Below are 22,236 nucleotides of genomic sequence, written 5' to 3'. Positions count from 1 at the left end.
ATCGACACCGCCGCCGCGCCGGGCATCCGCTCAGTTCCGGGAGTTCCCGAACAGCAACCGGTAGGCGACAAGCAGAACCAGGGCGCCGGCGACGGCCGCGATCCAGGTCGCGAGGTCGAAGAAGTTGTGCGCGATCGGGCGGTGCAGGAACTTCGCCGACAGCCAACCGCCGATGAACGAACCGGCGATGCCGATGAGCGTGGTGCCCACCAGTCCGCCCGGATCACGTCCGGGGAGCAGGAACTTGGCTATCGCCCCGGCCAGGAGCCCGAGCACGATCCAGCTGACGATGCCCACGGGACATCCTCTCCTTGGTCGTTGGGTAGGTGCGGACCGAAAATCTACATCACTGTAGAAGTTGCCTGCGCACGATCGAGCCAGGCCGGGCGGCACAGCGTTTGCCCGGGCGGCGGGCGGGCGGGACGCTGAGGGTATGGCGTGCGCCGTGCACCCGGAGACGCTGACCGGGTGGGCCGTGGAGCGACCGGGACCGGCCGGCTCCGGGCCGCTGGCGCGGGTGCGCCGCCCCGTCCCGGAGCCGGGCCCCGGGGACCTACTGGTGACGGTGGAGGCCTGCGGTGTCTGTCGTACGGATCTGCATCTCGCTGAGGGTGATCTTCCGCCGCACCGGCCGGCCACCGTACCGGGACACGAGATCGTGGGCCGGGTGGCTGCCGCGGGTGCGGCGGTGACGCGGTTCCGGACCGGCGACCGGGTCGGCGGGGCCTGGCTGCGTGCCACCTGCGGGGAGTGCCGGTACTGCCGGGCCGGCGCCGAGAACCTCTGCCCGGCCTCGCGGTACACCGGCTGGGACGCGGACGGCGGCTTCGCGGACCGGACGCTGCTGCCGGCGGACTACGCGTACCCGCTGCCGGAGTCCGTGCCCGCGACGACGCTGGCCCCGCTGCTGTGCGCGGGCATCATCGGCTACCGGGCGCTGCGGCGGTGCGCACTGCCACCGGGCGGGCGGCTCGGCATCTACGGCTTCGGCGGCTCGGCACACCTGGCGGCGCAGGTCGCGGTGGCCGAAGGGGCCCGGGTGCACGTGCTCACCCGGTCCGCGCGGGCCCGGGATCTGGCGCGCGAGCTGGGCGCGGTGTCCACCGGTGGCGCCTACGACCGCCCGCCCGAACCGCTGGACTCCGCGATCCTCTTCGCGCCGGTGGGCGATCTGGTACCGGTGGCGCTGGCGGCGCTCGACCGGTCGGGAACGCTCGCCGTCGCCGGGATCCACCTCACCGACATCCCCCCGCTCACCTATCAGGAACACCTCTTCTACGAGCGGAACCTGTGCAGCGTGACGGCGAACACCCGGCGCGACGGGCGGGAGTTCCTCAAGACCGCGGAACGGATCGGGATCAAGGTCACCACCAGCCCGTATCCGCTCGGCCGGGCGCCCGAGGCGCTCGCCGACCTGGCCGGCGACCGGGTCCAGGGGGCGGCCGTGCTGGTACCCGACGAGGAGTTCAGCCGGTGGTGAGGTAGGCCGCGACGAGGTCGTCGGGGGCCGCCTGCCGCCACGAGTCGACGAGGATGTCGCGGAGTTCGTCCAGGTCGTCGAGGGCGGCCAGCCGCACCCGCACCCAGTTCGAGCCGGCCTCGTGCGGCGGCACCCAGAACTTCTCCGGCTCCGCCGCGATCAGCTCACCGCGCTCGTGCGCGGGACACCGCACGGCGAAGGAGGTCTCGTCGTCGGGCACGGTGATGAACATCTTCCCGGCGACCCGGAAGGTGGGCATGCCCCAGGCCTGCTTCTCCGCGGTCTGCGGGAGCGAGAGCGCGATACGGCGGACGTCGTCGGAATCGGGCACGGGAGCGGAGCCGGATGTGGTCGTGGTCACGTCACCAGGGTACGGCGCGGTGATCTCCGTACGAGCGGCCGGTGCCGCCGGAGGGCGGCACCGCGCCGGCGTCCCGCGGGCTCACCAGGGAGACGGGGCGTAGTCCTTGAGGAAGCAGCCGTGCAGGTCCTCGCCCTGTTCGCCGCGGACGATCGGGTCGTAGACCCGGGCCGCACCGTCCACCAGGTCCAGCGGGGCGTGGAAGCCCTCGTCGGCCAGCCGCATCTTGTCCGGGTGCGGGCGCTCGTCGGTGATCCAGCCGGTGTCGACCGCGGTCATCAGGATGCCGTCGGTCTCCAGCATCTCGCTGGCGCTGGTGCGGGTGAGCATGTTGAGCGCGGCCTTGGCCATGTTGGTGTGCGGGTGGCCGGCACCCTTGTAGCCGCGGCTGAACTGGCCCTCCATCGCGGAGACGTTCACCACGTACTTGCGCCGGGCCGGGGCCGCCGCGAGCGCCGGACGCAACTTGCTGACCAGGAGGAACGGCGCGGTCATATTGCAGAGCTGGACTTCCAGCAGTTCGAGCGGGTCGACCTCGTCCACCTTGTGGATCCAGCTGTTGGTCGGGTGCAGGTCGGGCACCAGCCCACCGGCGTCGATCGCGGTGCCCGCCTCGATCCGGGCCGGCGAGGCGGAGCCCCGGGTCAGCGCGAGGGCGGTGAGGTTCTCGGCGGTCAGCGCGGCCGGGCCGCCGGGCGCCACGGCGGGCAGGGCGGGGGCGCCGCTGCCGAAGTGGCCCAGGACGACGGAGGCGGGCAGTTCCCCGGCGGGCAGCGGCGCGGACTCGGCCTCCACCAGCTGGCGGTACGCCTCGGGCGAGCGGCGGACGGTCTGCGCGGCGTTGTTGATCAGGATGTCCAGCGGGCCCTCGGCGCTCACCGTCTCGGCGAGCGAGAGGACCTGGGACGGGTCGCGGAGGTCGATCCCGACGATCTTCAGCCGGTGCAGCCACTCCGCACTGTCCGGCATCGCCGTGAAGCGCCGGACCGCGTCGTTGGGGAAACGCGTGGTGATGGTGGTGTGGGCGCCGTCCCGCAGCAACCGGAGCGCGATGTACATGCCGATCTTGGCGCGGCCGCCGGTGAGCAGCGCACGCCGCCCCGTGAGGTCGGCGCGGGCCTCCCGGCGGGCCCGGTTCTCCTGGGCGCAGGACGGGCACAGCTGGTGGTAGAAGGCGTCGACCCGGACGTACCGGGACTTGCAGACGTAGCAGCTGCGGGGCCGCTGCAGGACGCCGGCGACGTCCGTGCTCACCGAGCTGGCGAGGGCGCGGCCCATGGTCTCGTCGTCGATCCGGTCGGCGGCACCGGTGGCGGTGGCCTCGGTGACGGCCTTGTCGTGGGCGGTCTTGGCGGCCCGGCGGTCCTGCCGGCGGCGCCGCTTGACCTCGCGGAAGATGCCGGCGGTGGCCCGTCGTATGGTGATCGCGTCCGGATGGTCCACCGGCAGGGCGTCCAGCTCTTCGAGGACGCTCAGGCAGATCGCCATCCGCTCGGCGTCGATTCCCGTGCTCTCGGCCCGGTCTGCTTCGGTCACCGTCATCGCCGCTGCGGCTTTCACTGGGTTTTCCCTGGGTTCGTTCGGTCTCTGCAGGCCGGCCTTGGGCCCATGGGATTGCCTGTTCGAGCTTCGGCGGAACTTTACGTCAGCGGTGCGCGACTGCGCCAAACCGGCGACTTCGGCGTTACGGGGCGCGGGCGGCCGAGGGGGCGCACGGCGGTCGGCAGGGGCGCACCGCCCGGGGCCGCCGCGCTCCCGCCTCCCATGGGAATTCTCACGCGTGGTGGCGAGTTGACCACACAGCGAAGCCGATCTTCCGGCCCGCCCGGTCGATCCGGCCCGGCACCGGCTGAGCCCCTCGGCCTCCCGGGGAGCCCATGGGACTCCCGTCCGCCGTCGGCCGGGCCCACGGCACCTCCACCAAACCCGGCGGCCACCGCCGATCCGGCCGTTCCACTGCCGCCACCACCCGTGATCGGCACAATGAAGGACGTGCCGCCCGACGCTGAACTCACCCTCGCCGACGGGACGTCCATCCGCCTGGAACTCGCTCCGGTGCCGGGCGCGTCCCGGCCGGACAGCATGCCCGGCGGGGCGGCGGCGGCCCTGCCGGAGGGGACCGGACCGGGGATGCCGGCGGCCCGCGGCGGCGAACGGGTCGCCGCGGCCGCGGTGGCGGCGCTGCGCACCACCCTCCGGCCGCTGGGCCCGCTGCTCCAGGAGATCCACGATGCGGTCGCCTCCGCCGAGCAGCCCCCGGACGAGCTATCGGTGCAGTTCGGCGTGCAGGTCGGGCAGGACCTCAAGCTCGGCATCGTCGCGGGCGACGGGCGGGCGTCCCTGTCGATCACCGCGACCTGGCGACCGCGGCGGACGCCGTGACGGGCCGGTGACGGTGGCCGGGGTCAGGGGCCGGGGTCAGGGGCGGCCGAGCAGTTGGGCGCCGGCCGCGGTGTCGCCGCGGGCGGTGAAGTAGGCGGTGAACGCCGCGACGAACTCGTCCTCGGTGATCTGCCCGTCGCCGTCGGCGTCGAGTTGGCGGAAGCCGTGGTTGAGTTCGGCCGGGTGGACGCGGGAGCCGCCGAACAGGACACGGTATTCGTCGGCGCCCAGGTACCCGCTGCCGTCGGTGTCCGCCGCGCGGAACAGCGCCCGCAGCGCGGGGTGCAGGCCCTTGTGGAGGTATGCGGGGTCCTGGTCGATGCCGGCGAGCACGCCCGTGGTGAACTCCGCCAGGGAGACCCGGCCGTCGCCGTCGGTGTCCATGGAGGTGCGGATCTGCTGCCACCAGGCGTCGAAGCCCGCGTACACCAGGGCTTCCCGGTCCTCGGGCAGTTCCAGCTGCCAGCAGACGTTGTGTGCCATGGCCTGAAGGTCGGCGGCGGCGAGGTACCCGTCGCCGGTCTGGTCCAGCACCTGCCGGAAGAACGTCTCCACCCGTGCCCGGCGGGCGGTGCCGGGGTCGGATCGGCGCGGCCGCGGCATCCATCCGGCCCGTGCGGTGCCACCGGTGCCACGGGTGCCATGGTCCGCGGCGGCGGCCTCCTGCCGGGCGGGGTCGTCACCGGTCATCCGCCGGCGGTAGCGCAGCCGGTCGGGCAGGCGCGTCATGACGTGGCGCCCGCCGCGGTGCAGCGTCCAGGAGAGGACGGCGGCGCCGCGGCTGCGGCGCAGGCCGAACCGCTCACGGAAGGCCGGTGGCAGGTCCGCGAGGGTCAGGGCGGTCAGCATCCGGGCGATCACCGGGCGCAGCAGCGGCCAGGCGGGACGGAGGCGTCCCAGGCGGCGCGGGGCCGGTGCCTGGCGCAGCATCTCGAACAGCAGGTCGTGCGCGGCCTCGGTGTACTCCAGGCGTTCGCGGACGGTGCGGTCCATGTAGGCGGGGACGTCCGCGGCGGTCGGCGGGAAGAGCTCCGCCGGCAGCCCGAAGGCATCGCAGACGGAGCGGAACTCGGCGTACAGCTGGTCGCGTTGGGCCGGGCTCAGGGGGGCGCCGGACAGTTCGGCCATCGCCGTCATCGACTCGTACAGCGTCACCAGTACCCACACCCGTACCGCGGGCTCCAGCGCCGTGAACGACCGGCCCTCCCGGTCGGTGCCGTGGATCCGGCGGTGCGTCCGCTCCAGGCGGGCGATTTCCCGGTCGAGTCCCTCGCGGTCGGAGAAGAACAACCGCTTGCCGCTGTCCATGGTGTGTTCCACCCGGCGCCAGGGGTGGGCGCGGTAGGTCGAGAACTCCGCGAGTCCCGCGGCGACCGTCGGGTCGGCGCTCTGCAGCACCAGGAGGCGCCATGCCACCAGGGCGATGCGGCGCTCGCCGAGGGTGCGGCGCAGCAGGCGGTCGGAGCCGGGCAGGACAGTGGACACGGGCGTCTCCCCACGGGCGGCGGTACGGCGTCGGTTCGGCGGGCGCCGAACGCCCGCTCAGCCGTACAAGTAGCCTTCGCCAGGTGGTTTTTGACAGGCTTTCAGTTCAGAAACCACACGTCCGGGCGATCCCCCGGCCCGGCACGTTTGCGGCAACCGGCCCGGCCCCGCGGCGCGGTGGCGCCGCCGGGCCGGGCGATCCGCCTCAGCCGGCGGGGGCGTCGCCGGGGAGCGGCGCGCCGGGGGCGGCGACGGTGTCGAAGAGGAGCTTTTTGAATCCGGCCTCGTCGACGCGTCGTACGAGGGTGAGGTTGGGGGCCGGTGCGGAGACCCGCCGGTCGATGATCAGCTGTCCGCGGGTCTCGTCGGCGACGGAGATCTGCACGTGGGCCCGCTCCTGCTCGGTGATCAGGGCGGGGTCGAGGGCGACGGCCATGGCGATGGGGTCGGGCAGGTCGTAGCCGGCCAGGCCGGTCACGTTGCGGGCGAAGTCCGCGACGGTGCGGTTGATGCGGTGGGTGAACGTCGCCATGGGGGTGCCGAGTTCCTGGAGGCGCCGCTGGTCGGCGGGGGTCATGACGGCGTCCTTGCGGGAGACGTCCCAGCCGATCCAGGTGACCTTGTCCGCGTCGGCGGCCCGGGTGACGATCCGGGCCGCCTCGGGGTCGGCCCACACGTTGAACTCCGCCGTCGGGGAGACGTTGCCCGCCAGGTCGGCGGCGCCTGCCATGCAGTACACGTGCCGGTAGCGGGTGAACAACTCCGGATCGATCAGCAGGGCGGCGGCGATGTTGGTCAGCGGGGCGAGGGTGACCAGCGTCAGCTCCCCGGGGTGCCGGCGGGGGTAGGACAGCAGCGCCTCGACCGCGTGCCCGTCCCGGGGCGCGGCGCCGGGGTCGGGCAGGCCGGTGTTCCCCATCCCGTCCTCGCCGTGCACGTCCTGCGCGCCGGACGCCTCGCGCAGCATCGGCCCGGCGCAGCCCAGGTGGACGGGGATGTCCGTGCGGCCGGCGGTCTCCAGGGAGATCAGGGCGTTGCGGGCGGCGACGGTGACCGGCACGTTGCCGGCCACCGTCGTCACCGCCCGGATGTCCCCGAGCCCGCTGGCGGCGGCCAGGAGCAGGGCGACGGCGTCGTCGGAACCGGTGTCGGTGTCGATGATCAGTGGGAGTGCGGGCATGGCCGTGCCCCTTTCGGCAGGCGGTGGTGCGGGGTCGGGCGGGGAGTCGTCAGCGTACGGCGGAGCACGCTCCGCCGAGGGGTAAGTCCGTTTCCACAGCCGGGCGTCGAGCGGTCGCGGCTCGCGGGTCGGCGTGGGTCGGCGCGGGTCGGGACCGTGCCGCGGCACTCGCGGAACGGTCGGGGCGGGTCGGTGGAGCGGGCGTCCATCGGGGCCTCTTGCGGGGGTGCGGGGCGGTCAGCGGGCGATGCGGCAGAGGTCGTCGACCCGGCGGAGGTTCTCCGGGATGAGTTCGTCGGCGTCGAGTTCGCGGCCCAGGGCGCGCTCCAGGCGTTCGATGATCTCGACCAGGCGGAACGAGCTGAACGCCGGGAAGGAGTCGAACGGTGCCCCGCCGAGCAGGTCGGACGCGGGGACGCCGAGGACGTCGGCGGCCACCGCGGCCACCCGGCGGCGCAGTTCCGCGCCGTCCGGGGCGGGCGGTCCGGCCGGGGCGGGGACCGTGCCGAAGACCCTGCGGTCGGCGGCGAGGACGCCGCGCAGGCGGTCGACCGCACCGGGCGGTTCGGAGCCGCCGCCGGCGACCCGGCGGTGGGCGAGGCGGGTCTGCTCCACGACCTTGTCCCAGGCGCGCAGGTGGTCGGCCTCGGGGCCGGGTTCCGGCCCGTCGGCGCGGCCGGCGTACAGCGCCCGGTAGGTCGCGTGCAGTTTGCGGGTGCGGGCCAACAGCCGGGTCTCGGCGGTGAGGTGCGCGAGCGCCCGAGCCCGGTCGGGGCAGGCGTCGTAGGGGGCGAGGTACGCGTCGGCGGCGGCCGGGTCCAGGGTGGCGGCGGGCGGCTGCGCGGACAGCGGCGGGAGGTCGGCCGGCGCCAGTTCGACGACGTCGGCCGTGGTGAGTGCGGCGAGGTCCGCCGCGGGCAGTACCCAGTGGCCGGGAGCGGCCGGTCCCCACTCGGTCTCGTCGCGGTAGGCGTCGGTGATGTGCCAGCCGTCCGGGCCCGCGGCCAGCAGGAAGCTGTGCGGCTGGTGGGCCCGCCCGTGGTACGGCAGCCAGGGCAGGTGGTAGGCGTCGGCGACGACGTAGCGGGGGACGTCGTCGGCGGCGCGGTCGGCGAGCAGTTCCGCGCGGGTCAGCCGGGCGTGGTCGACGACGCGCAGTCCGACGAGGGCCGGGAGGGTGGCCAGTTGCTCGGTCGGCGGCGGGGCGACGGTGGGCAGTCCGTCCGCGGGGCGCTCCCAGGCACGCAGGTCCAGGGGCGTGCCGAGCCGCAGGTGGGTGCCGGGGCCGTGGTGGTGGTCGGCGAGCACCGCGAGGTTGACCTGGATGCAGTCCAGCAGGCCGGTGTGGACCGGGCCGGGGTCGAGGTGGGCCATGTCCGCTCTCCTTCGTCCGGTTCTTCCGGTCACAGCCACCGCGGCCGGCCGAGGTCGAAGGGTTCGGCGGCCGGGCGGGCGGCGCGGCGGTGGGGGTCGTCCGGTGGCGTGTCGAGGGCCGGCAGGTCGTCGTCGAAGTCCGCTTCGGGCGGCAACTGCCGTGGTGCGGCGGCGTCGTGGACGTCGTACCGGGTGCGCAGGGACGGGCGCCTGGTGACGACGGCGTGCGGTGCGGTGCGGGCCTGTGCGGCGGTCGTGCCCGAGGGCAGGGGCCGGGCGGCGGCGTTGTTCGGCTCGTGCCACCGGGCTGCCGGAAGGTCTCGGATGTCGTGCCACACCGAGAGCTGCCCCAGCGGCAGCGGTCCTGCCTCGGACATACGGATCCCCCATGCCTCATTTTCGTTATACGGAAGATGACTTCCATTCGGAATCGACGCTGCCACAATCCGTCGAACGCAGCAAGGAGCGGCCGACGCCGCGAAGTGACCCACCTCACACGCTGGCGCCCATGAAGCCGTGAGAACCTAACTGCCACCTGCCGAAATACCCTTTCCGGATCCCAGAATTCAGCCACAGCTTTTCCAGGCGATATCCCATGATTTGCCCTGGTTTTACTCCGCATCAAAGTGTGTGAACGCCACAGGGGGCTTCAGCACCGTGAGCCAGCCGCCGCACCCGCCCGCCGAAGCCGCCGCGGACCTCCGCCAGGACTTACCGGACGACTTCCTCTTCGACCCGGCACGCCACTCCCCCGGCGCCCGGGTCGTCCTGGCGGCGGACTCCCCCACCGACACCGGCGACCTGCGCACCTCCCGCGCCGGGACACCGCACCCCTGGGCCCCCCGCGAGACCCGGCTGCCGGACCGGCCGCCCACGGCCGCCCACGGCAAGGCCGACCGGGCCGCGCCGGCCGCGGCCGCCGGGAACACCCGGTGACCGGACTCGGCGAACCCGCCCCCGCCGGGATCACCGGGGAGGGCCGACTGCGCGCCTTCGTCCGGGAACGGGCCGGCGGACTGCCCGGCGCGTTCTGGGTGCTGTGGAGCGGCTCCCTGGTCAACCGGCTGGGCGCGATGGCCAATCCGTTCCTCAGCCTCTACCTCACCGGCGCCCGGCACGTCCCGGTCACCACCGCGGGCGTCGTCCTGGCCGCCGGCGGCGCCGGCACGGTGATCTCACGGCCGCTCGGCGGCTACCTCGGCGACCGGTTCGGGCGCCGGGCCGCACTCATCGGCGGGACGCTGGCCAACAGCGCGACACTGCTCGCCCTCGGCCACGCGCACAGCCTCCCGGTGCTGGCCGCGGCGTGCTTCACCCTCGGCATCACCCTCGACCTGTTCCGGCCGACCGCCCGGGCACTGGTCGCCGACGCGGTGCCGACCACCGACCGGACCCGCGCCTACGGCCTGCTGCTGTGGGCGATCAACCTGCGCTTCTCGGTCGCCGTGCTCCTCGGCGGCCACCTCGCCGCGGACGGCTTCGGGCCGCTGTTCCAGATCGACGCCGGGGCCTGCGCGGCCTTCGGACTGCTGGTGTGGCTCGCCGCCCCCGAGACCCGGCCGACCACCCGGGAGCGGGCCGCCGACGGCTTCCGCACCGTGCTGCGGGACCGGGTGATGGTGGCGTTCGCCGGGATCGTCGTGCTCTACGCCGTGGTCTTCCAACAGACCTTCACCACCCTGCCGTTGGCCATGCGGGCCGCCGGCATGTCCACCGGCGCCTACGGCACGGTGCTGGCGCTCAACGGCATCGTCGTCATCGCGACCCGGCCGCTGATCGGCCACCGGCTGGACGGCCGCGACAAGAGCCGCGTACTGGCCTTCGGCCTCACCGTCACCGCGGCCGGCCACGCGCTGGCCGCCACCGCCGGGTCGGCCACCGGCTACGGCCTGGCGGTCGCGGTCGCCACCCTCGGCGAAACCCTGGTCTTCGCCCTCACCGCGGCCGTCGTCGCCGACCTCGCACCGCCCGCACTGCGCGACCGCTACAACGGCCTGATCGGCATGGCCTGGGGCACCGGCTTCCTGATCGCCCCGCTCGTCGGCACCCGCCTGCTGGTCATCGGCCCCACCCCCCTCTGGCTGAGCTGCGCGGCGCTGAGCCTGCTGGCGGGGCTGGGCCAGCTGGCCCTGGCCCCCGCGCTGCGCCGCCGGGCGTCCCGCTGAGCCCGCCGCCGTCGAACCGACCACCCGCCGGCGGCCCGCCACCACCAGGACTGCCGCCGACCGCCCGGCGGCGTAACGTCAGCACTGTGCCGCGGCGGTGGGTAGGTGGACCATGACGACCGGCGGGACCTCCCGGGCCCCGCTGGGCCGGGAACTGCTCCGGACGATGGCGGAGACCGGGGCCTCGTCCGCCATGGTCTACGAGCTGGCACCCGACGCGCCGGTACTGCGGCTGACCGCACTGAGCGGCATCCCCCGTCCGGTGCTGGACCCCTGGCGGCGGATCGCGCTGGCGGCGCCCATCCCGGTCGCGGTGGCCGCGCGCCGGCGGCGCCTGGTGTGGGCCGCCGGCCACCAGCAGCTGGCCCGGGACTTCCCGCGGACGGCGGTGGCGCTGCCGTACGACTTCGCGCTGGGCGCGGCGCCCCTGGACGACGGCACGGACTGCCGGGGCGCGATGGTGCTGCTGTGGCCGGCCGGCCACGCGCCGGAGCTGTCGGACGCCGAACGCACCGCGTTCGAGTCCGCCTGCCGGCGCCTGGCCGGACTGCTGCCCGCGGGCCGCAACCCCGACGGGCCGCTGGTGGTCCCGATGCCCCCGGCCCGCACCGCCGGCCCCGACGAGGCGCTGGCCTCGGTCGACTACGTGGAGCGGCTGCCGGGCGGCGGCTGCGCGCTCGACCTGGAGGGGCGCGTCACCATGCTGAGCACCGGTGCGGCGGCGCTGCTGGGCACGGCCCGGCTGCACGGCGCGCGGCCGTGGGAGGCGCTGCCCTGGCTGGCCGGGCCGGTCTTCGAGGACCGCTGCCGGGCCGCGGTGATCAGCCGGCAGCCGGCGTCGTTCACCGCCTGCCGTCCGCCGGCGCAGTGGCTGACGTTCCGGCTGTTCCCGGACGGCCGGGGGGTGAGCGTGTGGATCAGCGCCGGGGCCGAGCAGCCGGATCCGGAGGCGCGCTGGCCGGCGGAGGTCATGCCGCTGCGGGCCGGGCAGATGTACCACGTATTGCACCTCGCGGCCGCGCTGACCGAGGCGGTGGGCGTCAAGGACGTCACCGAGCTGTTCGCCGAGCAGATCGTGCCGGCCTTCGGCGCCCAGGGCATGCTGATGTACGTCGCGGAGGCGGGCCGGCTGCGGACCGTCGGGCAGCGCGGCTACCCGCGGGAGGCCGTGGAGGCGTACGAGGGGCTCCCGCTGAGCACCGCGAACAGCCCCACCGTGCGCGCCCTGGCCACCGGCGAGCCGAGCTTCCTCCCCTCCGCCGAGGAGACCGAGCGCCTCTTCCCGGGGCTGGTGCGGCTGACCGGGATGGCGGCCCGGGCGGTGCTGCCGCTGATCGTCTCCGGCCGCCCCGTCGGCTGCTGCGTACTGGCCTACCGGCACTCGCGGACCTTCGCACCGGAGGAACGCCAGGTCCTGACCTCACTGGCCGGGCTGATGGCCCAGGCCCTGGACCGGGCGTTCCTCTACGACACCAAGCAGCAGCTGGCGCACGACCTGCAGGCCGGACTGCTGCCGCACCGGCTGCCACCGGTCCCGGGGCTGTCGGTCGCCGCCCGCTATCTGCCGGCGACCCGCGGGATGGACATCGGCGGCGACTTCTACGACCTGATCCGGCTCGACGAGCACCAGGTGGCCGCGGTGATCGGCGACGTGCAGGGCCACAACGCGGCGGCCGCCGCGCTCATGGGGCAGGCCCGTACCGCGGTGCACGCCCACGCCTCGGCCGGCGCGGCCCCGGACGAGGTGCTGGCCCGCACCAACCGGCTGCTCACCGACCTGGACCCGGACCTGTTCACCAGCTGCCTCTACGTCCACCTCGACCTGCGCACGCACCGGGCCTGCCTGGCCAGCGCCGGCCATCCGCCGCCGGTGCTGCGCCACCCCGACGGGCGCACCGCCGTGCTGCGGGTGCCGCCCGGGTTGCTGCTGGGTGTCGCACCCGGCACCTGCTACACCTCCACCACCGTCGCCCTGCCGCCCGGGGCGGTGCTCGCGCTCTACACCGACGGGCTGGTGGAACGGCCCGGCCGGGACCTCGACGAGGGGGTGGCGGCGCTGGCCGCCGATCTCGCCGGGGCGCGCACCCCGGACCCCGGCGGCCTCGCCGACGCGATCCTGACCCGCCGCGGTGCCCACACGGAGCGGATGGACGACGTGGCGCTGCTGCTGCTCGCCCCGACGGAGGGCGGCGGACCCGGCGGCGGGGCATGACCGGGTACACCCGGGGGCGGTGCCCACGGAGGCGGCGTGCGGAGGCGGCGCGCGGAGAGGAGGGCCGCGGATGAGCGGGGAGCCGAGCGGGGCCCCGCCCGGCCCGGAGGACCACGGGTATCCGGCCCACCGGGCGGCGCGCTGCGGCGGGCTGCCGGCGTTGGACGCCGCGGTGGTCCGGTGCCGGGCCTGCCCCCGGCTGGTGGCCTGGCGGGAACGGGTGGGGGCGGAGCGCCGGGCGGCGTTCCGGGACTGGGAGTACTGGGCGCGGCCGGTGCCGGGGTTCGGTCCGCCGGACGCGGCGCTGGCGGTGGTGGGACTGGCCCCGGCCGCGCACGGCGGCAACCGCACCGGCCGGATGTTCACCGGCGACGCCTCCGGGGACTTCCTGTTCGCGGCGCTGCACGCGGTGGGCCTGGCCTCGCAGCCGACCGCCACACACCGGGGCGACGGGCTGGAGCTGTACGGCGTCCGGGTCACCGCGCCGGTGCGCTGCGCTCCGCCGCAGAACCGCCCGACCGGGGCCGAACGGGACACCTGCCGCCCCTGGCTGGCGGCGGAGCTGGGCCTGCTGGCGCCGGGTCTGCGGGCGGTGGTGGCGCTGGGCGGGTTCGGCTGGCAGGCGCTGTGGCCGGCGCTCGGTGCGGCGGGGTGGCCGGTGCCGCGGCCCCGGCCGGTGTTCGGCCACGGCGTGGAGGTGGACCTGCCGGCGGGCCGGCGGCGCGGGGAGCTGCGGGTGCTCGGCTGCTACCACCCGAGCCAGCGGAACACCTTCACCGGCACGCTCACCGCGGACATGCTGGTCGCCCTGCTCACCCGGGCCCGGGAACTCGCCGGGCTGTGAGACGGTCCGAAAGTCCCGGGGCCAGTACCCTCAGACGGGGTAAACCTCCCATATGAGGGATTAGTCTCTTTCGTCTATACCGCATTCGTCCGGCTCGTCCGGCAGAGACGGAACGGCTCTGATGGTGGACTTCGAGGAGCACGGCCACGACGGGCGGCAGGCGCCGCTCGACGTCGCCGACGCCGCCCTGGTGCTGTGCGACGCCCGCGGCCGCGTGGAGAGCTGGCCGGACGGCGCCGAGCGGCTGTTCGGCCACGCGGCCGCGGACGTGGTGGGGCGGGCCGCCGCGGCGCTGCTCGCACCGGACGACGCGGCCCGGCTGCCCGAGTTGGCCGCGCAGTGCCGGGCGCACGGCGGCTGGAGCGGGACGCTCGCCGCCCGGCGCAAGGACGGCGCACTGGTCGATGTCATGGTGCAGCTGGCCCGGGTGACCGACGGCGACGGCACCCCGCACTGGCTGGCGGTGGCCGCCGAGGCGTCGTCGTTCCCGGGCTGGGAGCTGAGCCGGGCGGTGCTGGAGAAGCTCCTGATGCAGGCACCGGTCGGGATGGCCGTGGTCGACACCGACCTGCGGTTCGTCTGGTCCAACCTCGCCCTGGAGCGGTTCGGCGGCGGCCCCGCCGGGGAGCGGATCGGGCGGCGGCTGGCCGAGATCCAACCGGGCCTCGACGCCGCGGCACTGGAGACCCAGATGCGGCGCGTCCTGGAGAGCGGCGAACCGGTCCTGGGCTACGAACACATCGGCCGCCCGCAGTCCGAACCGCGCCACGAACGCGCCCACGCCATGTCGTTCGTCCGGCTCGACGGCCGCAACGGCCGCCCCATCGGCGTGTGTTACACCGTCCTCGACATCACCGAGCGGTACCGCAACCGCCAGCGGCTGACCCTGCTGGACCGGGCCGGCACCGCCATCGGCCAGTCCCTCGACGTGCTCCGCACCGCCCAGGAACTCGCCGACGTCGCGGTGCCGGACCTCGCCGACTTCGTCACCGTGGACCTGCTCGACTCGGTGATCCGGGGCGGGGACCCGCTCACCGGGCCGCCCGGTGAAGCGGACCGGGTCGCGCTGCGCCGCGGCGGCCAGCAGTCCGCCCGGCCGGGCATCCCCGAAGCGGTCATCGGCGTCGGGGACCTGGCGTCGTACCACTCCTGGTCACCGCCCATCCGGGCGCTGGCCGACGGCAAGTCCTGGCGGGTGGAGTGGCTGGACCCGCACGGCGCGGAGTGGGCCGCGGACGTCCCCGGCGGCCGGCGCCGGCAGCTGCGGGAAGAGGGCCTGCACACCGCGATGGTGGTGCCGATCCGGGCGCGCGGCACGACGATGGGCGTCACCAGCTTCTTCCGCCGCGAGCACGGTGAACCGTTCGGCCCGGACGACCAGCGGCTGGCCGAGGAGTTCGTGGCCCGGGCCGCGGTGTGCCTGGACAACGCCCGCCGCTACACCCGGGAGCGCGAGGCGGCGCTCACCCTCCAGCGCAGTCTGCTGCCGCAGGGCGTCCTGGAACACAGTGCGCTGACCCTGGCGACCTGTTACCGGCCCGCGGACGAGCTGGCCGGGGTGGGCGGCGACTGGTTCGACGTGATCCCGCTGTCCGGGGCGCGGCTGGCGCTGGTGGTGGGCGAGGTCCGCGGGCACGGCATCGGCGCGATCGCCACGATGGGGCGGCTGCGCACCGCGGTGCAGACGCTCGCCGCCCTGGACCTCCGGCCCGAGGAGCTCCTCGCCCACCTCGACGACCTGGTCGGCCGGGTGTCCGAGGAGGGCGGCCAGGGCGCGGACGCCGGTGCGACGGGCACCAGTTGCCTCTACGCGGTCTACGACCCGGTCGGCCGCCGCTTCACCATGGCCAGCGCCGGGCACCCCCCGCCGGTCATCGTCGGGCCGGACGGCACCGCCGCGTTCGCCGAACTTCCGGTCGGCCCCCAACTCGGCGTCAGCGGGCTGCCGTTCGAGGCCGTCGAGGTGACCGTCAAGGAGGACAGCGTGCTCGCGCTGTACACCGACGGGCTGCTGGCCGGCGCGGCCCCCGGGCCGGGCGAACCGGCCCAGGAGCGGCTGCTGCACGCCCTCGCCGCCCCGGACGAGTCCCTCGACGCACTGGGCGAGTCGGTCATCGGCGCGCTGGCGCCGCGCCGGCAGCACGACGACGTCACGCTGCTGCTGGCCAGGACCCGCGGGCTGGCCCCGGACCGGTTCGCCTCGTGGGAACTGACCTCCGATCCGGCCGTGGTGGGCCGGGCCCGGGAGATGGCCGCCCGGCAGCTGACCGAATGGGACCTGCCCACGCTGACGTTCACCACCGAGCTGGTGGTCAGCGAACTGGTCACCAACGCGATCCGGTACGGGTCGGGGCCGATCCGGCTGCGGCTGATCATGGAGCACACCCTGATCTGCGAGGTGTGCGACGGCTCCAGCACCTCGCCGTACCTGCGGCATCCGCGGACGACCGACGAGGGCGGCCGCGGGCTGTTCCTCATCTCGCAGTTCACCCACCGGTGGGGCACCCGCTACACCACCGACGGCAAGGTGATCTGGGCGGAACAGCTGCTGGCCTGACCCGCGCGGCGCAGCGGGTCGCCGGCGAGGCATGCTCCTACTCGCAGTAGTGATCCAGGACGTCCGGCAGGTGCCGCGCCCATCTGCCGTACGTCACGTCGTCGGGTGCGGTCAGCGCGCAGTCGTACGGAACGTCGTCGGTGAACTCGATGAACAGCGTGCACTGCAGGCCGGCCTCCCTGAGGGTGTGGCTGATGCTCGCGATATCGTCCCAGGGGAAGTCGATACTGATGCCGTTGGGTCCGACCAGCCTGATCTCGACCCCGCGGGCATCGATGAGTACGGCACGTTCGCCGTCCTCGGCGTAGAACTCGACGTCCTCGGAAGGGACCTCCCGGGCCATTCCAGGACCGTCCTCGGTGGGCGGCGCCACGAGGGTGCGCGAGGGCACCACGAGCGTGGGCGGGTGCGAGGAGTCCACGACCCCGGTGAACGCGTCGAGCAGTTGCAGCCCTCAAGTGTCTCTCGTCTCGGGGCCGGTCGCGCCCATGACCGGACGCAGCCTCGCCGCCCCCGGCGCCGACCCGCTGACGCCGCATGCCGCTGCCGCGTACGCGGCGTACGACGGGGCGCCGTCCCGTACGGAGTCGGCCTCCCGGCGCCGGTCGGGTCACTTGCTGTCGGACGGACGCGTGTCCTCCACGTGTGAGAGCCAGGTGGTGAGCAGCCCTTCAAGTGCCGTGTTCTCGGCGGGCGTCAGCCGGCTCAGCAGGCGGCGTTCGTTGCGCATGTGGTCGGCGAATGCCTGGTCGATCAGTTCGCGACCGGGCTGGGTGAGGGCCACGATCCGGCCGCGCTGGTCGTCGTCTGCACGCCGGCGGGTGACGAGTCCGGCCCGCTCCAGGCGGTCGATGCGCTTCGTCATCGCGCCGGTGGTGACCATGGTGTGCGCGGCGAGTTCGCCGGGCGCGCGCTCACAGGGCTCACCGGCGCGGCGCAGTGCGCACAGGACGTCGAACTCTCCCTCGCTGAGTCCGTAGCGCCCGTAGACGAGGCAGAGTTCCTCGGTGAGATGGCCGGCCAGGCGGTGCAGCCGGCCGATCACGCCCAGCGGGGAGATGTCGAGGTCGGGCCGCTCGCGGCGCCAGTCGGCCTGGATGCGGGCCACGCGGTCCAGTGGTTGCGGATCGTCCATGCACACCATGGTAGCTTCCCGGGAAGCTATATTGTCTTCCATGGAAGCTAATATGCGGTGGGTGGCCCTGACCGCGGTCGCACCGGCGGCCTGGGGCGCCAACTACTACGTCACCCATGAATTCCTGCCGCCCGACAGCCCCCTCTACGGGGCGGCTCTGCGAGCGCTGCCCGCCGGTCTCGTCCTGCTGGGCCTGTGCAGGCAGCGACCGCGCGGTGTGTGGTGGTGGCGGTCCGCGGTGCTCGGACTGCTCAACGTGAGCGTGTTCTTCGTACTCGTCTACGCCGCCTCCCAGCTACTGCCGACGAGCATCGCCTCGACCGTCATGGCGGTGTCCCCGCTGGCGATGATGCTCATCGCCTGGGTCCTCGTCTCCGAGCGGCCCGGCATCGCGCACCTGGCCGGCGCCGCGATCGGGCTCGGCGGGGTCTGCCTCATGCTGCTCACGGGAACAGGAGAAGTGAGCGTGCCGGGAGTCCTCGCCTCGGCCGCGGCCATGCTCGTGTCGTCCTTCGGATACATCCTGACCAAGCGGTGGAACACCGGTACCGACGTGCTCGCCTCGACGGCCTGGCAGCTCACCGCCGGAGGACTGTTCCTGCTGCCGGTCGCCGCAGCCGTGGAGGGCCCTCCGCCCGCACTCTCCACGCCGGCGCTCCTCGCGTTCGGCTACGTCACCCTCGTCGCCACCGCGCTGGCCTTCGCCGTCTGGTTCACCGGGCTACGGCACCTGCCCGTGGGGACCGTGGGCCTGGTCGGACTGCTCAACCCCGTCACCGGCGTGCTGCTCGGCACCGCAGTGGCCGGAGAGGTGCTGACAGTCCAGCAGTTGTGCGGGCTGGCACTCGTCCTGGTCGGAGTCGTCCTGGGACGGCCCACACGCACAGGACGACGCGGCGGCAGTCGGACTCCGCTCCAGCCCGCACCCGACAAGCACCCCACCCGCGAGTCCTCCACCGCAATCCCCCATGAGGACCAGGGGACACGGGAGCAGGGAGCGGCGCCGACAGCCTGCCGGGACGAGTGAGCAGACGGGGTGGGGTGCCGCCGTCAGAGACCGGTGGGCGTTGTCGGTGGGCGTTGCCGGTGGGACGGCTTCGGACGGGTCCGGCCCCCGGCACACCGTCAGCCGCCCACCAGGGCCGTCGGATCCTCAGCGCCGGTTTTCGTTCCGATGGTCCTCAAGCCCGGCACCGGCCGCCTGTGCCGCCGCCCGTTGCCGGGCCGCCGCCGCCCGCTCCGGTGCGCCCAGCCGCTCCTCCAGGCGGGCCTTGGCCGACCAGTTGTAGGGGCAGACCGGACGGAGCCGGCTGCGTTCGCTGAGCAGGGTGCGGGCCAGGTCGTGGCGGCCGGCCGCGAGCGCGGCCTCGACCAGGGTGCGCTGGACGGCGTCGCGCTGGGCGTGGCTGCCGCCGAACTCGTGCAGGCGGTACCGGACGGGCAGGAGCAGGTCGGTGGCGCCGGCGTAGTCCTTGCGGCCGTAGGCGATCAGGGCCCGGCAGACCGGCAGGCCGACGTCGGCGGTCATGGCGCGGTTGGCGGGCACCGGGCCGGCCGGAGTCCCGGCCAGCCAGCGCTCGCGGTCCCGGACGAGCAGTTCGGCGCGGTCCAGGCGGCCCGCGCCGACGTACGCCATCACCGCGTGGGCATCGTTGAAGGCGTAGTGCGGGCCGTCGCCGCGCTGCTCCCAGGCGTCGGCGAGGGCCGCCCAGCGGGTGCTCTGGTCGTCGCCCGCGAGGTGCAGGCGCCACAGCAGGGCGGCGGCGTTGACGAGTTCCAGGGCTCCGCCGTCCGCGGCCACGTCGTGCAGCGCGGAGTCGTAGATGTCCAGGACCCGGCCGGTGTCCCCGCGCTCCAGGGAGAAGAGGGCGTAGTGCCACCAGTTGTGGCCGGTGAGCAGGGTGTCGCCGGCCCAGGCGTCGGTCCGGGCGTCCAGGAAGCGGATGCCGTCGGTGAACCGGCCGCGCATCTCGTAGGTGTGCACCACGCCGTGGATGCCCCAGACGTCGTGCGGCTGCCGCTCCAGGGCCGCCAGTCCGGTCTGTTCGGCGTGTTCGTAGTGGCCGTTCTCCTCCAGTCCGAAGGCGTACATGCCGAGCAGCGGTCCGTAGTGCGGATCGTCCTCGTCCCAGGCGTCGAGCGCACCGCCGATCCGGTCGCGCAGCCGCGGGGCGTCGCCGGTCAGGAAGTCGAAGTGGTGGCCGGCGAAGAGGGCCAGCTCGTCGCGGGGGTGGGCGATGCCGATCTCGCCGAGGATCCGGGCCGCGGTGCGGAAGTCGCCGTCCAACCCGGCCTCCGCCGCGGCGAGATGCCGCCGCTCGCGTGCGGTGAGCCGGTCCGAGGCGAGCCCCGCGCGGAAGGCGGTGAAGGTGGCGCGAGCGGCCTCGACGGCCCGCTCCTCGGTGGCCAGCACACCCAGATGGACGGCGAGGGCATGGCCCATCGGCGAGCGGGGCGCGGCGGCCAGCACCGCCCGGACCCGCTCCTCGACGGCCGGGCGGAAGAACAACAGGTCGTCCAGGGCCCGTTCGTAGTGGTCGCGGGCCTCTGGGCCGGTGTCGGTGAGGACGTGCCCGTGCCGGTCGGCTGTCATGGTGACTCCTGCGGGTGGGTGGGGTGCCGCCGGATCCCGTCGGATCCGCGGATCCGTCGGTCCGGATCCACGGGCAGATAGGTACCCCTCTCGCCCAGCTCCGCCCCGTCTCCTCAGGAAAGGTCCACTTATGCTCCCTCTGGACGGCATCACCGTGGTCGCGCTCGAACAGGCGGTCGCGGGGCCCTTCGCCACCCGCCAACTCGCCGACCTCGGCGCCCGGGTCATCAAGGTGGAGCGCCCCGGGACCGGCGACTTCGCCCGCGGCTACGACGAGACGGTGCGCGGGATGTCCAGCCACTTCGTCTGGCTCAACCGCAACAAGGAGTCGATCGCCCTCGACGTGAAGAGCCCCGGGGACGCCGCGGTGCTGCGACGGCTGCTGGCCCGGGCCGACGTGTTCGTGCAGAACCTCGCACCGGGGGCCGCCGAGCGGCTGGGCCTGACCGCCGCGGCGCTGCAGGCGGCCCATCCGCGGCTCGTGGTGTGCGGCATCTCCGGCTACGGCACCGGCGGACCGTACGCGCACGCGAAGGCGTACGACCTGCTGGTGCAGTGCGAGGCCGGGGCGATGTCGCTGACCGGCACGGAGCAGGAACCGGCCAAGATCGGGATCCCGGTTGCCGACATCGCCGCCGGCATGTACGCCTACAGCGGGATCCTGACGGCCCTCTACGAGCGCGAGCGCACCGGCCGGGGCGGCGCCTTCGAGGTGTCGATGCTGGAGGCGCTGGGCGAATGGATGGGCTACCCGGCCTACTTCACCCGCTACGGCGGCACCACCCCGCCCCGCTCCGGTGCCGAGCACGCCGCGATCGCCCCGTACGGCCCGTACCGCGCGGCGGGCGGGACCCGGGTCTTCCTCGGCGTGCAGAACGAACGGGAGTGGGCGGCGTTCTGCACGCGGGTGCTGGAACTCCCGGAGCTGGCGGCCGATCCGCGGTTCGACCGGAACTCCGCCCGGGTCACCCACCGGGCGGCGCTGCGGGAGCGGATCGAGGAGCGGTTCGCCCACCTGGCGGCGGAGGAGATCGAGCGGCGGCTGTCCGACGCCCGGATCGCCCACGGACGGCTGCGGGACGTCGGAGAGTTCATACGGCATCCGCAGCTCGCCGCCCGGGACCGGTGGCGCACCGTGGACTCCCCGGTCGGCCCGCTGGACGCGCTGCTGCCGCCGGTCACCGTCGCCGGCCGGGAGCCGCGGATGGACCGGATCCCGGCGCTGGACGAGGACCGGGAGCGCATTCTGGCGGAACTCGACGGTACGGAACGGGAAACGCCCGGCAACCGGTGACGCGCCTCTGGCCAGCCGCCTGCCGCCGTACGACCATGTCGGCCTACCCTCCGCCCGAAAGGAACCCGTCCATGGGCAGACCCCTCGCCGCCCGCGGCCGCTCCGTCCCCGCGCCGCTCGCCGTCCTGCTGGCGCTCGTCCTGGCACTGCTCGCGGTGCCCGCACCGCCCGCGCACGCCGCCGCCCCCGGTGGCCCGGCCTCCTCCGTCGACGCGTACTGGACCGCGGGGCGCATGGAGGCCGCCGAACCCGTGGTGGTCAAGGGGCAGGAGCCGTCGCCACCGCGGCCGTCCGCCGCGCCGGTACCGCCCAGCCACCCCTTCGAGGGGCTGCCGCAGGTGGGCACCTTCTTCTGGACCGACGGCACCAACACCGGCCGGTTCTGCGGCGGAACGGTGGTCCGCAGCCCGCACCGCAACCTCGTGGTCACCGCCGGGCACTGCCTGCGCTCCCCCGACCCGAAGAAGTACCTGTCGTTCGTGCCGCAGTACCACGACGGCCGCAAACCGCACGGCATCTACCCCGTCGAGCGGATCTACCTCGACCAGCGCTACTACGACCTGGGCACGGACGGCGGCGCCCGCTGGGACTACGCGGTGGTCCGGGTCGGCCCGCGCGAGGACGGCGCCCGGGTTCAGCAGGTGACCGGCGGCTTCGACCTCCTCCCCTACCCCGGGTACGACCACCCCGACGTCCGCCTCATCGGCTACCCCGGCAGTAGCGACACCCGCTACCCCCAGCCGCTGGACTGCGCCTCGTCCACCCACCGCTACACCAGCACCGACCCGGCCGCCCCGGGCGACTTCCTGGAGATCCCCTGCGCCGGCTACATCGGCGGCACCTCCGGAGGGCCGTTCCTGGTGCGGGACTTCGGCGGCTACGCCCTGATCGGCGTGATCGGCGGCTACCACACCGGCGGGGACACCCCCGACATCTCCTACAGCTCGTACTTCACCCTCGACACGGCGCTGCTGTACCTGCACGCCGTACGGGGTGACACCCCGGCGGCGCCGCGCACCGCGACCTGACGCACCCGGGGCGGCACGCACCGGCCCGCCCGGGCGCCGGAACGCTCCGGTGTCCGGGCGGGCCCGTGCCCGGGTGGCCGGAATTCCCCTGTGCCCGTGGCCGGTTGGCCGCCACCATCGTTCGACTGTGAAGGGCATTCGTTCGT

20 protein-coding genes are annotated in these 22,236 nt (G+C 74.3%); 10 read left to right on the top strand and 10 right to left on the bottom strand.

Going from position 1 to position 22,236, the window contains the following annotated elements; all coding sequences use genetic code 11:
* Window positions 1–30: 30 nt before the first annotated feature.
* Window positions 31–297 carry a GlsB/YeaQ/YmgE family stress response membrane protein gene (locus CG747_RS19045; protein WP_100602971.1) on the bottom strand — a complete coding sequence of 89 codons (267 nt, stop codon included), beginning with the start codon at window positions 295–297 and terminating at the stop codon, window positions 31–33.
* A 136-nt stretch (window positions 298–433) separates the two neighbouring features.
* On the opposite strand from CG747_RS19045, the gene CG747_RS19040 reads away from it, so the two are divergent.
* Window positions 434–1,480 (top strand): zinc-binding alcohol dehydrogenase family protein, encoded by a 1,047-nt coding sequence (locus CG747_RS19040; protein ID WP_100602970.1) that lies wholly within the window; start codon window positions 434–436, stop codon window positions 1,478–1,480.
* On the opposite strand, the gene CG747_RS19035 is transcribed toward CG747_RS19040, so the two are convergent.
* Both CG747_RS19035 and CG747_RS19030 read right to left on the bottom strand, forming a co-directional pair.
* Window positions 1,467–1,841 (bottom strand): MmcQ/YjbR family DNA-binding protein, encoded by a 375-nt coding sequence (locus CG747_RS19035; protein WP_374701787.1) that lies wholly within the window; start codon window positions 1,839–1,841, stop codon window positions 1,467–1,469. The genes CG747_RS19040 and CG747_RS19035 overlap by 14 nt on opposite strands.
* 81 nt (window positions 1,842–1,922) lie before the next feature.
* A complete protein-coding gene (locus CG747_RS19030) occupies window positions 1,923–3,383 on the bottom strand; it encodes an SDR family NAD(P)-dependent oxidoreductase (RefSeq protein WP_100602969.1) in 1,461 nt (486 codons plus the stop codon).
* Window positions 3,384–3,824: 441 nt separating this feature from the next.
* Here CG747_RS19030 and CG747_RS19025 point away from each other — a divergent pair, with 441 nt between their 5' ends.
* The gene (locus tag CG747_RS19025) at window positions 3,825–4,223 is read left to right on the top strand and encodes a CU044_2847 family protein (protein ID WP_374701786.1); all 399 of its coding nucleotides are present in this window, start codon (window positions 3,825–3,827) and stop codon (window positions 4,221–4,223) included.
* Between the two features lie 36 nt (window positions 4,224–4,259).
* Here the strand turns inward: CG747_RS19025 and CG747_RS19020 are convergent, their stop codons facing one another.
* From CG747_RS19020 to CG747_RS19005, 4 genes are all read right to left on the bottom strand, one after another.
* A complete protein-coding gene (locus CG747_RS19020) occupies window positions 4,260–5,708 on the bottom strand; it encodes an oxygenase MpaB family protein (RefSeq protein ID WP_100602968.1) in 1,449 nt (482 codons plus the stop codon).
* A gap of 205 nt (window positions 5,709–5,913) precedes the next feature.
* Window positions 5,914–6,888: a nucleoside hydrolase gene (locus CG747_RS19015; RefSeq protein ID WP_100602967.1), complete on the bottom strand. Its 975-nt coding sequence runs from the start codon at window positions 6,886–6,888 to the stop codon at window positions 5,914–5,916.
* 237 nt (window positions 6,889–7,125) lie between these two features.
* Window positions 7,126–8,262 carry an acyl carrier protein gene (locus CG747_RS50720; protein ID WP_100602966.1) on the bottom strand — a complete coding sequence of 379 codons (1,137 nt, stop codon included), beginning with the start codon at window positions 8,260–8,262 and terminating at the stop codon, window positions 7,126–7,128.
* A 29-nt stretch (window positions 8,263–8,291) separates the two neighbouring features.
* Window positions 8,292–8,639 (bottom strand): hypothetical protein, encoded by a 348-nt coding sequence (locus CG747_RS19005; RefSeq protein WP_100602965.1) that lies wholly within the window; start codon window positions 8,637–8,639, stop codon window positions 8,292–8,294.
* Between the two features lie 280 nt (window positions 8,640–8,919).
* Between CG747_RS19005 and CG747_RS19000 the strand changes: the two genes are divergently transcribed.
* From CG747_RS19000 to CG747_RS18980, 5 genes are all read left to right on the top strand, one after another.
* The gene (locus CG747_RS19000; RefSeq protein WP_146022104.1) at window positions 8,920–9,198 is read left to right on the top strand and encodes a hypothetical protein; all 279 of its coding nucleotides are present in this window, start codon (window positions 8,920–8,922) and stop codon (window positions 9,196–9,198) included.
* Window positions 9,195–10,427 (top strand): MFS transporter, encoded by a 1,233-nt coding sequence (locus CG747_RS18995; protein WP_100602963.1) that lies wholly within the window; start codon window positions 9,195–9,197, stop codon window positions 10,425–10,427. Before CG747_RS19000 ends, CG747_RS18995 begins: the two co-directional genes overlap by 4 nt.
* A gap of 112 nt (window positions 10,428–10,539) precedes the next feature.
* Entirely contained in the window at window positions 10,540–12,639 is a 2,100-nt protein-coding gene (locus CG747_RS18990) for a PP2C family protein-serine/threonine phosphatase (protein ID WP_100602962.1), read from the top strand.
* 70 nt (window positions 12,640–12,709) lie between these two features.
* Window positions 12,710–13,483 carry a uracil-DNA glycosylase gene (locus tag CG747_RS18985; RefSeq protein ID WP_100602961.1) on the top strand — a complete coding sequence of 258 codons (774 nt, stop codon included), beginning with the start codon at window positions 12,710–12,712 and terminating at the stop codon, window positions 13,481–13,483.
* A 121-nt stretch (window positions 13,484–13,604) separates the two neighbouring features.
* Window positions 13,605–16,040: a SpoIIE family protein phosphatase gene (locus tag CG747_RS18980; RefSeq protein ID WP_100602960.1), complete on the top strand. Its 2,436-nt coding sequence runs from the start codon at window positions 13,605–13,607 to the stop codon at window positions 16,038–16,040.
* 37 nt (window positions 16,041–16,077) lie between these two features.
* Here CG747_RS18980 and CG747_RS18975 read toward each other — a convergent pair whose 3' ends face one another.
* Entirely contained in the window at window positions 16,078–16,461 is a 384-nt protein-coding gene (locus CG747_RS18975; protein ID WP_146022103.1) for a hypothetical protein, read from the bottom strand.
* Window positions 16,462–16,650: 189 nt separating this feature from the next.
* Window positions 16,651–17,175 carry a MarR family winged helix-turn-helix transcriptional regulator gene (locus tag CG747_RS18970; RefSeq protein ID WP_100603134.1) on the bottom strand — a complete coding sequence of 175 codons (525 nt, stop codon included), beginning with the start codon at window positions 17,173–17,175 and terminating at the stop codon, window positions 16,651–16,653.
* Between the two features lie 52 nt (window positions 17,176–17,227).
* Here CG747_RS18970 and CG747_RS18965 point away from each other — a divergent pair, with 52 nt between their 5' ends.
* A complete protein-coding gene (locus CG747_RS18965; RefSeq protein ID WP_257980548.1) occupies window positions 17,228–18,202 on the top strand; it encodes a DMT family transporter in 975 nt (324 codons plus the stop codon).
* A 126-nt stretch (window positions 18,203–18,328) separates the two neighbouring features.
* Here the strand turns inward: CG747_RS18965 and CG747_RS18960 are convergent, their stop codons facing one another.
* A complete protein-coding gene (locus CG747_RS18960) occupies window positions 18,329–19,768 on the bottom strand; it encodes a tetratricopeptide repeat protein (protein ID WP_100602958.1) in 1,440 nt (479 codons plus the stop codon).
* A 130-nt stretch (window positions 19,769–19,898) separates the two neighbouring features.
* On the opposite strand from CG747_RS18960, the gene CG747_RS18955 reads away from it, so the two are divergent.
* On the top strand, window positions 19,899–21,062 hold the full coding sequence (locus CG747_RS18955; RefSeq protein ID WP_100602957.1) for a CaiB/BaiF CoA-transferase family protein: 1,164 nt from the start codon (window positions 19,899–19,901) through the stop codon (window positions 21,060–21,062).
* Window positions 21,063–21,133: 71 nt separating this feature from the next.
* On the top strand, window positions 21,134–22,090 hold the full coding sequence (locus CG747_RS18950; RefSeq protein ID WP_100602956.1) for a serine protease: 957 nt from the start codon (window positions 21,134–21,136) through the stop codon (window positions 22,088–22,090).
* Window positions 22,091–22,236 lie beyond the last annotated feature (146 nt).

The organism is Streptomyces sp. CB02959 (genome assembly GCF_002803155.1).
GTDB lineage: Bacteria > Actinomycetota > Actinomycetes > Streptomycetales > Streptomycetaceae > Streptomyces.
This window is presented reverse-complemented; position numbering and strand designations above follow the sequence as displayed.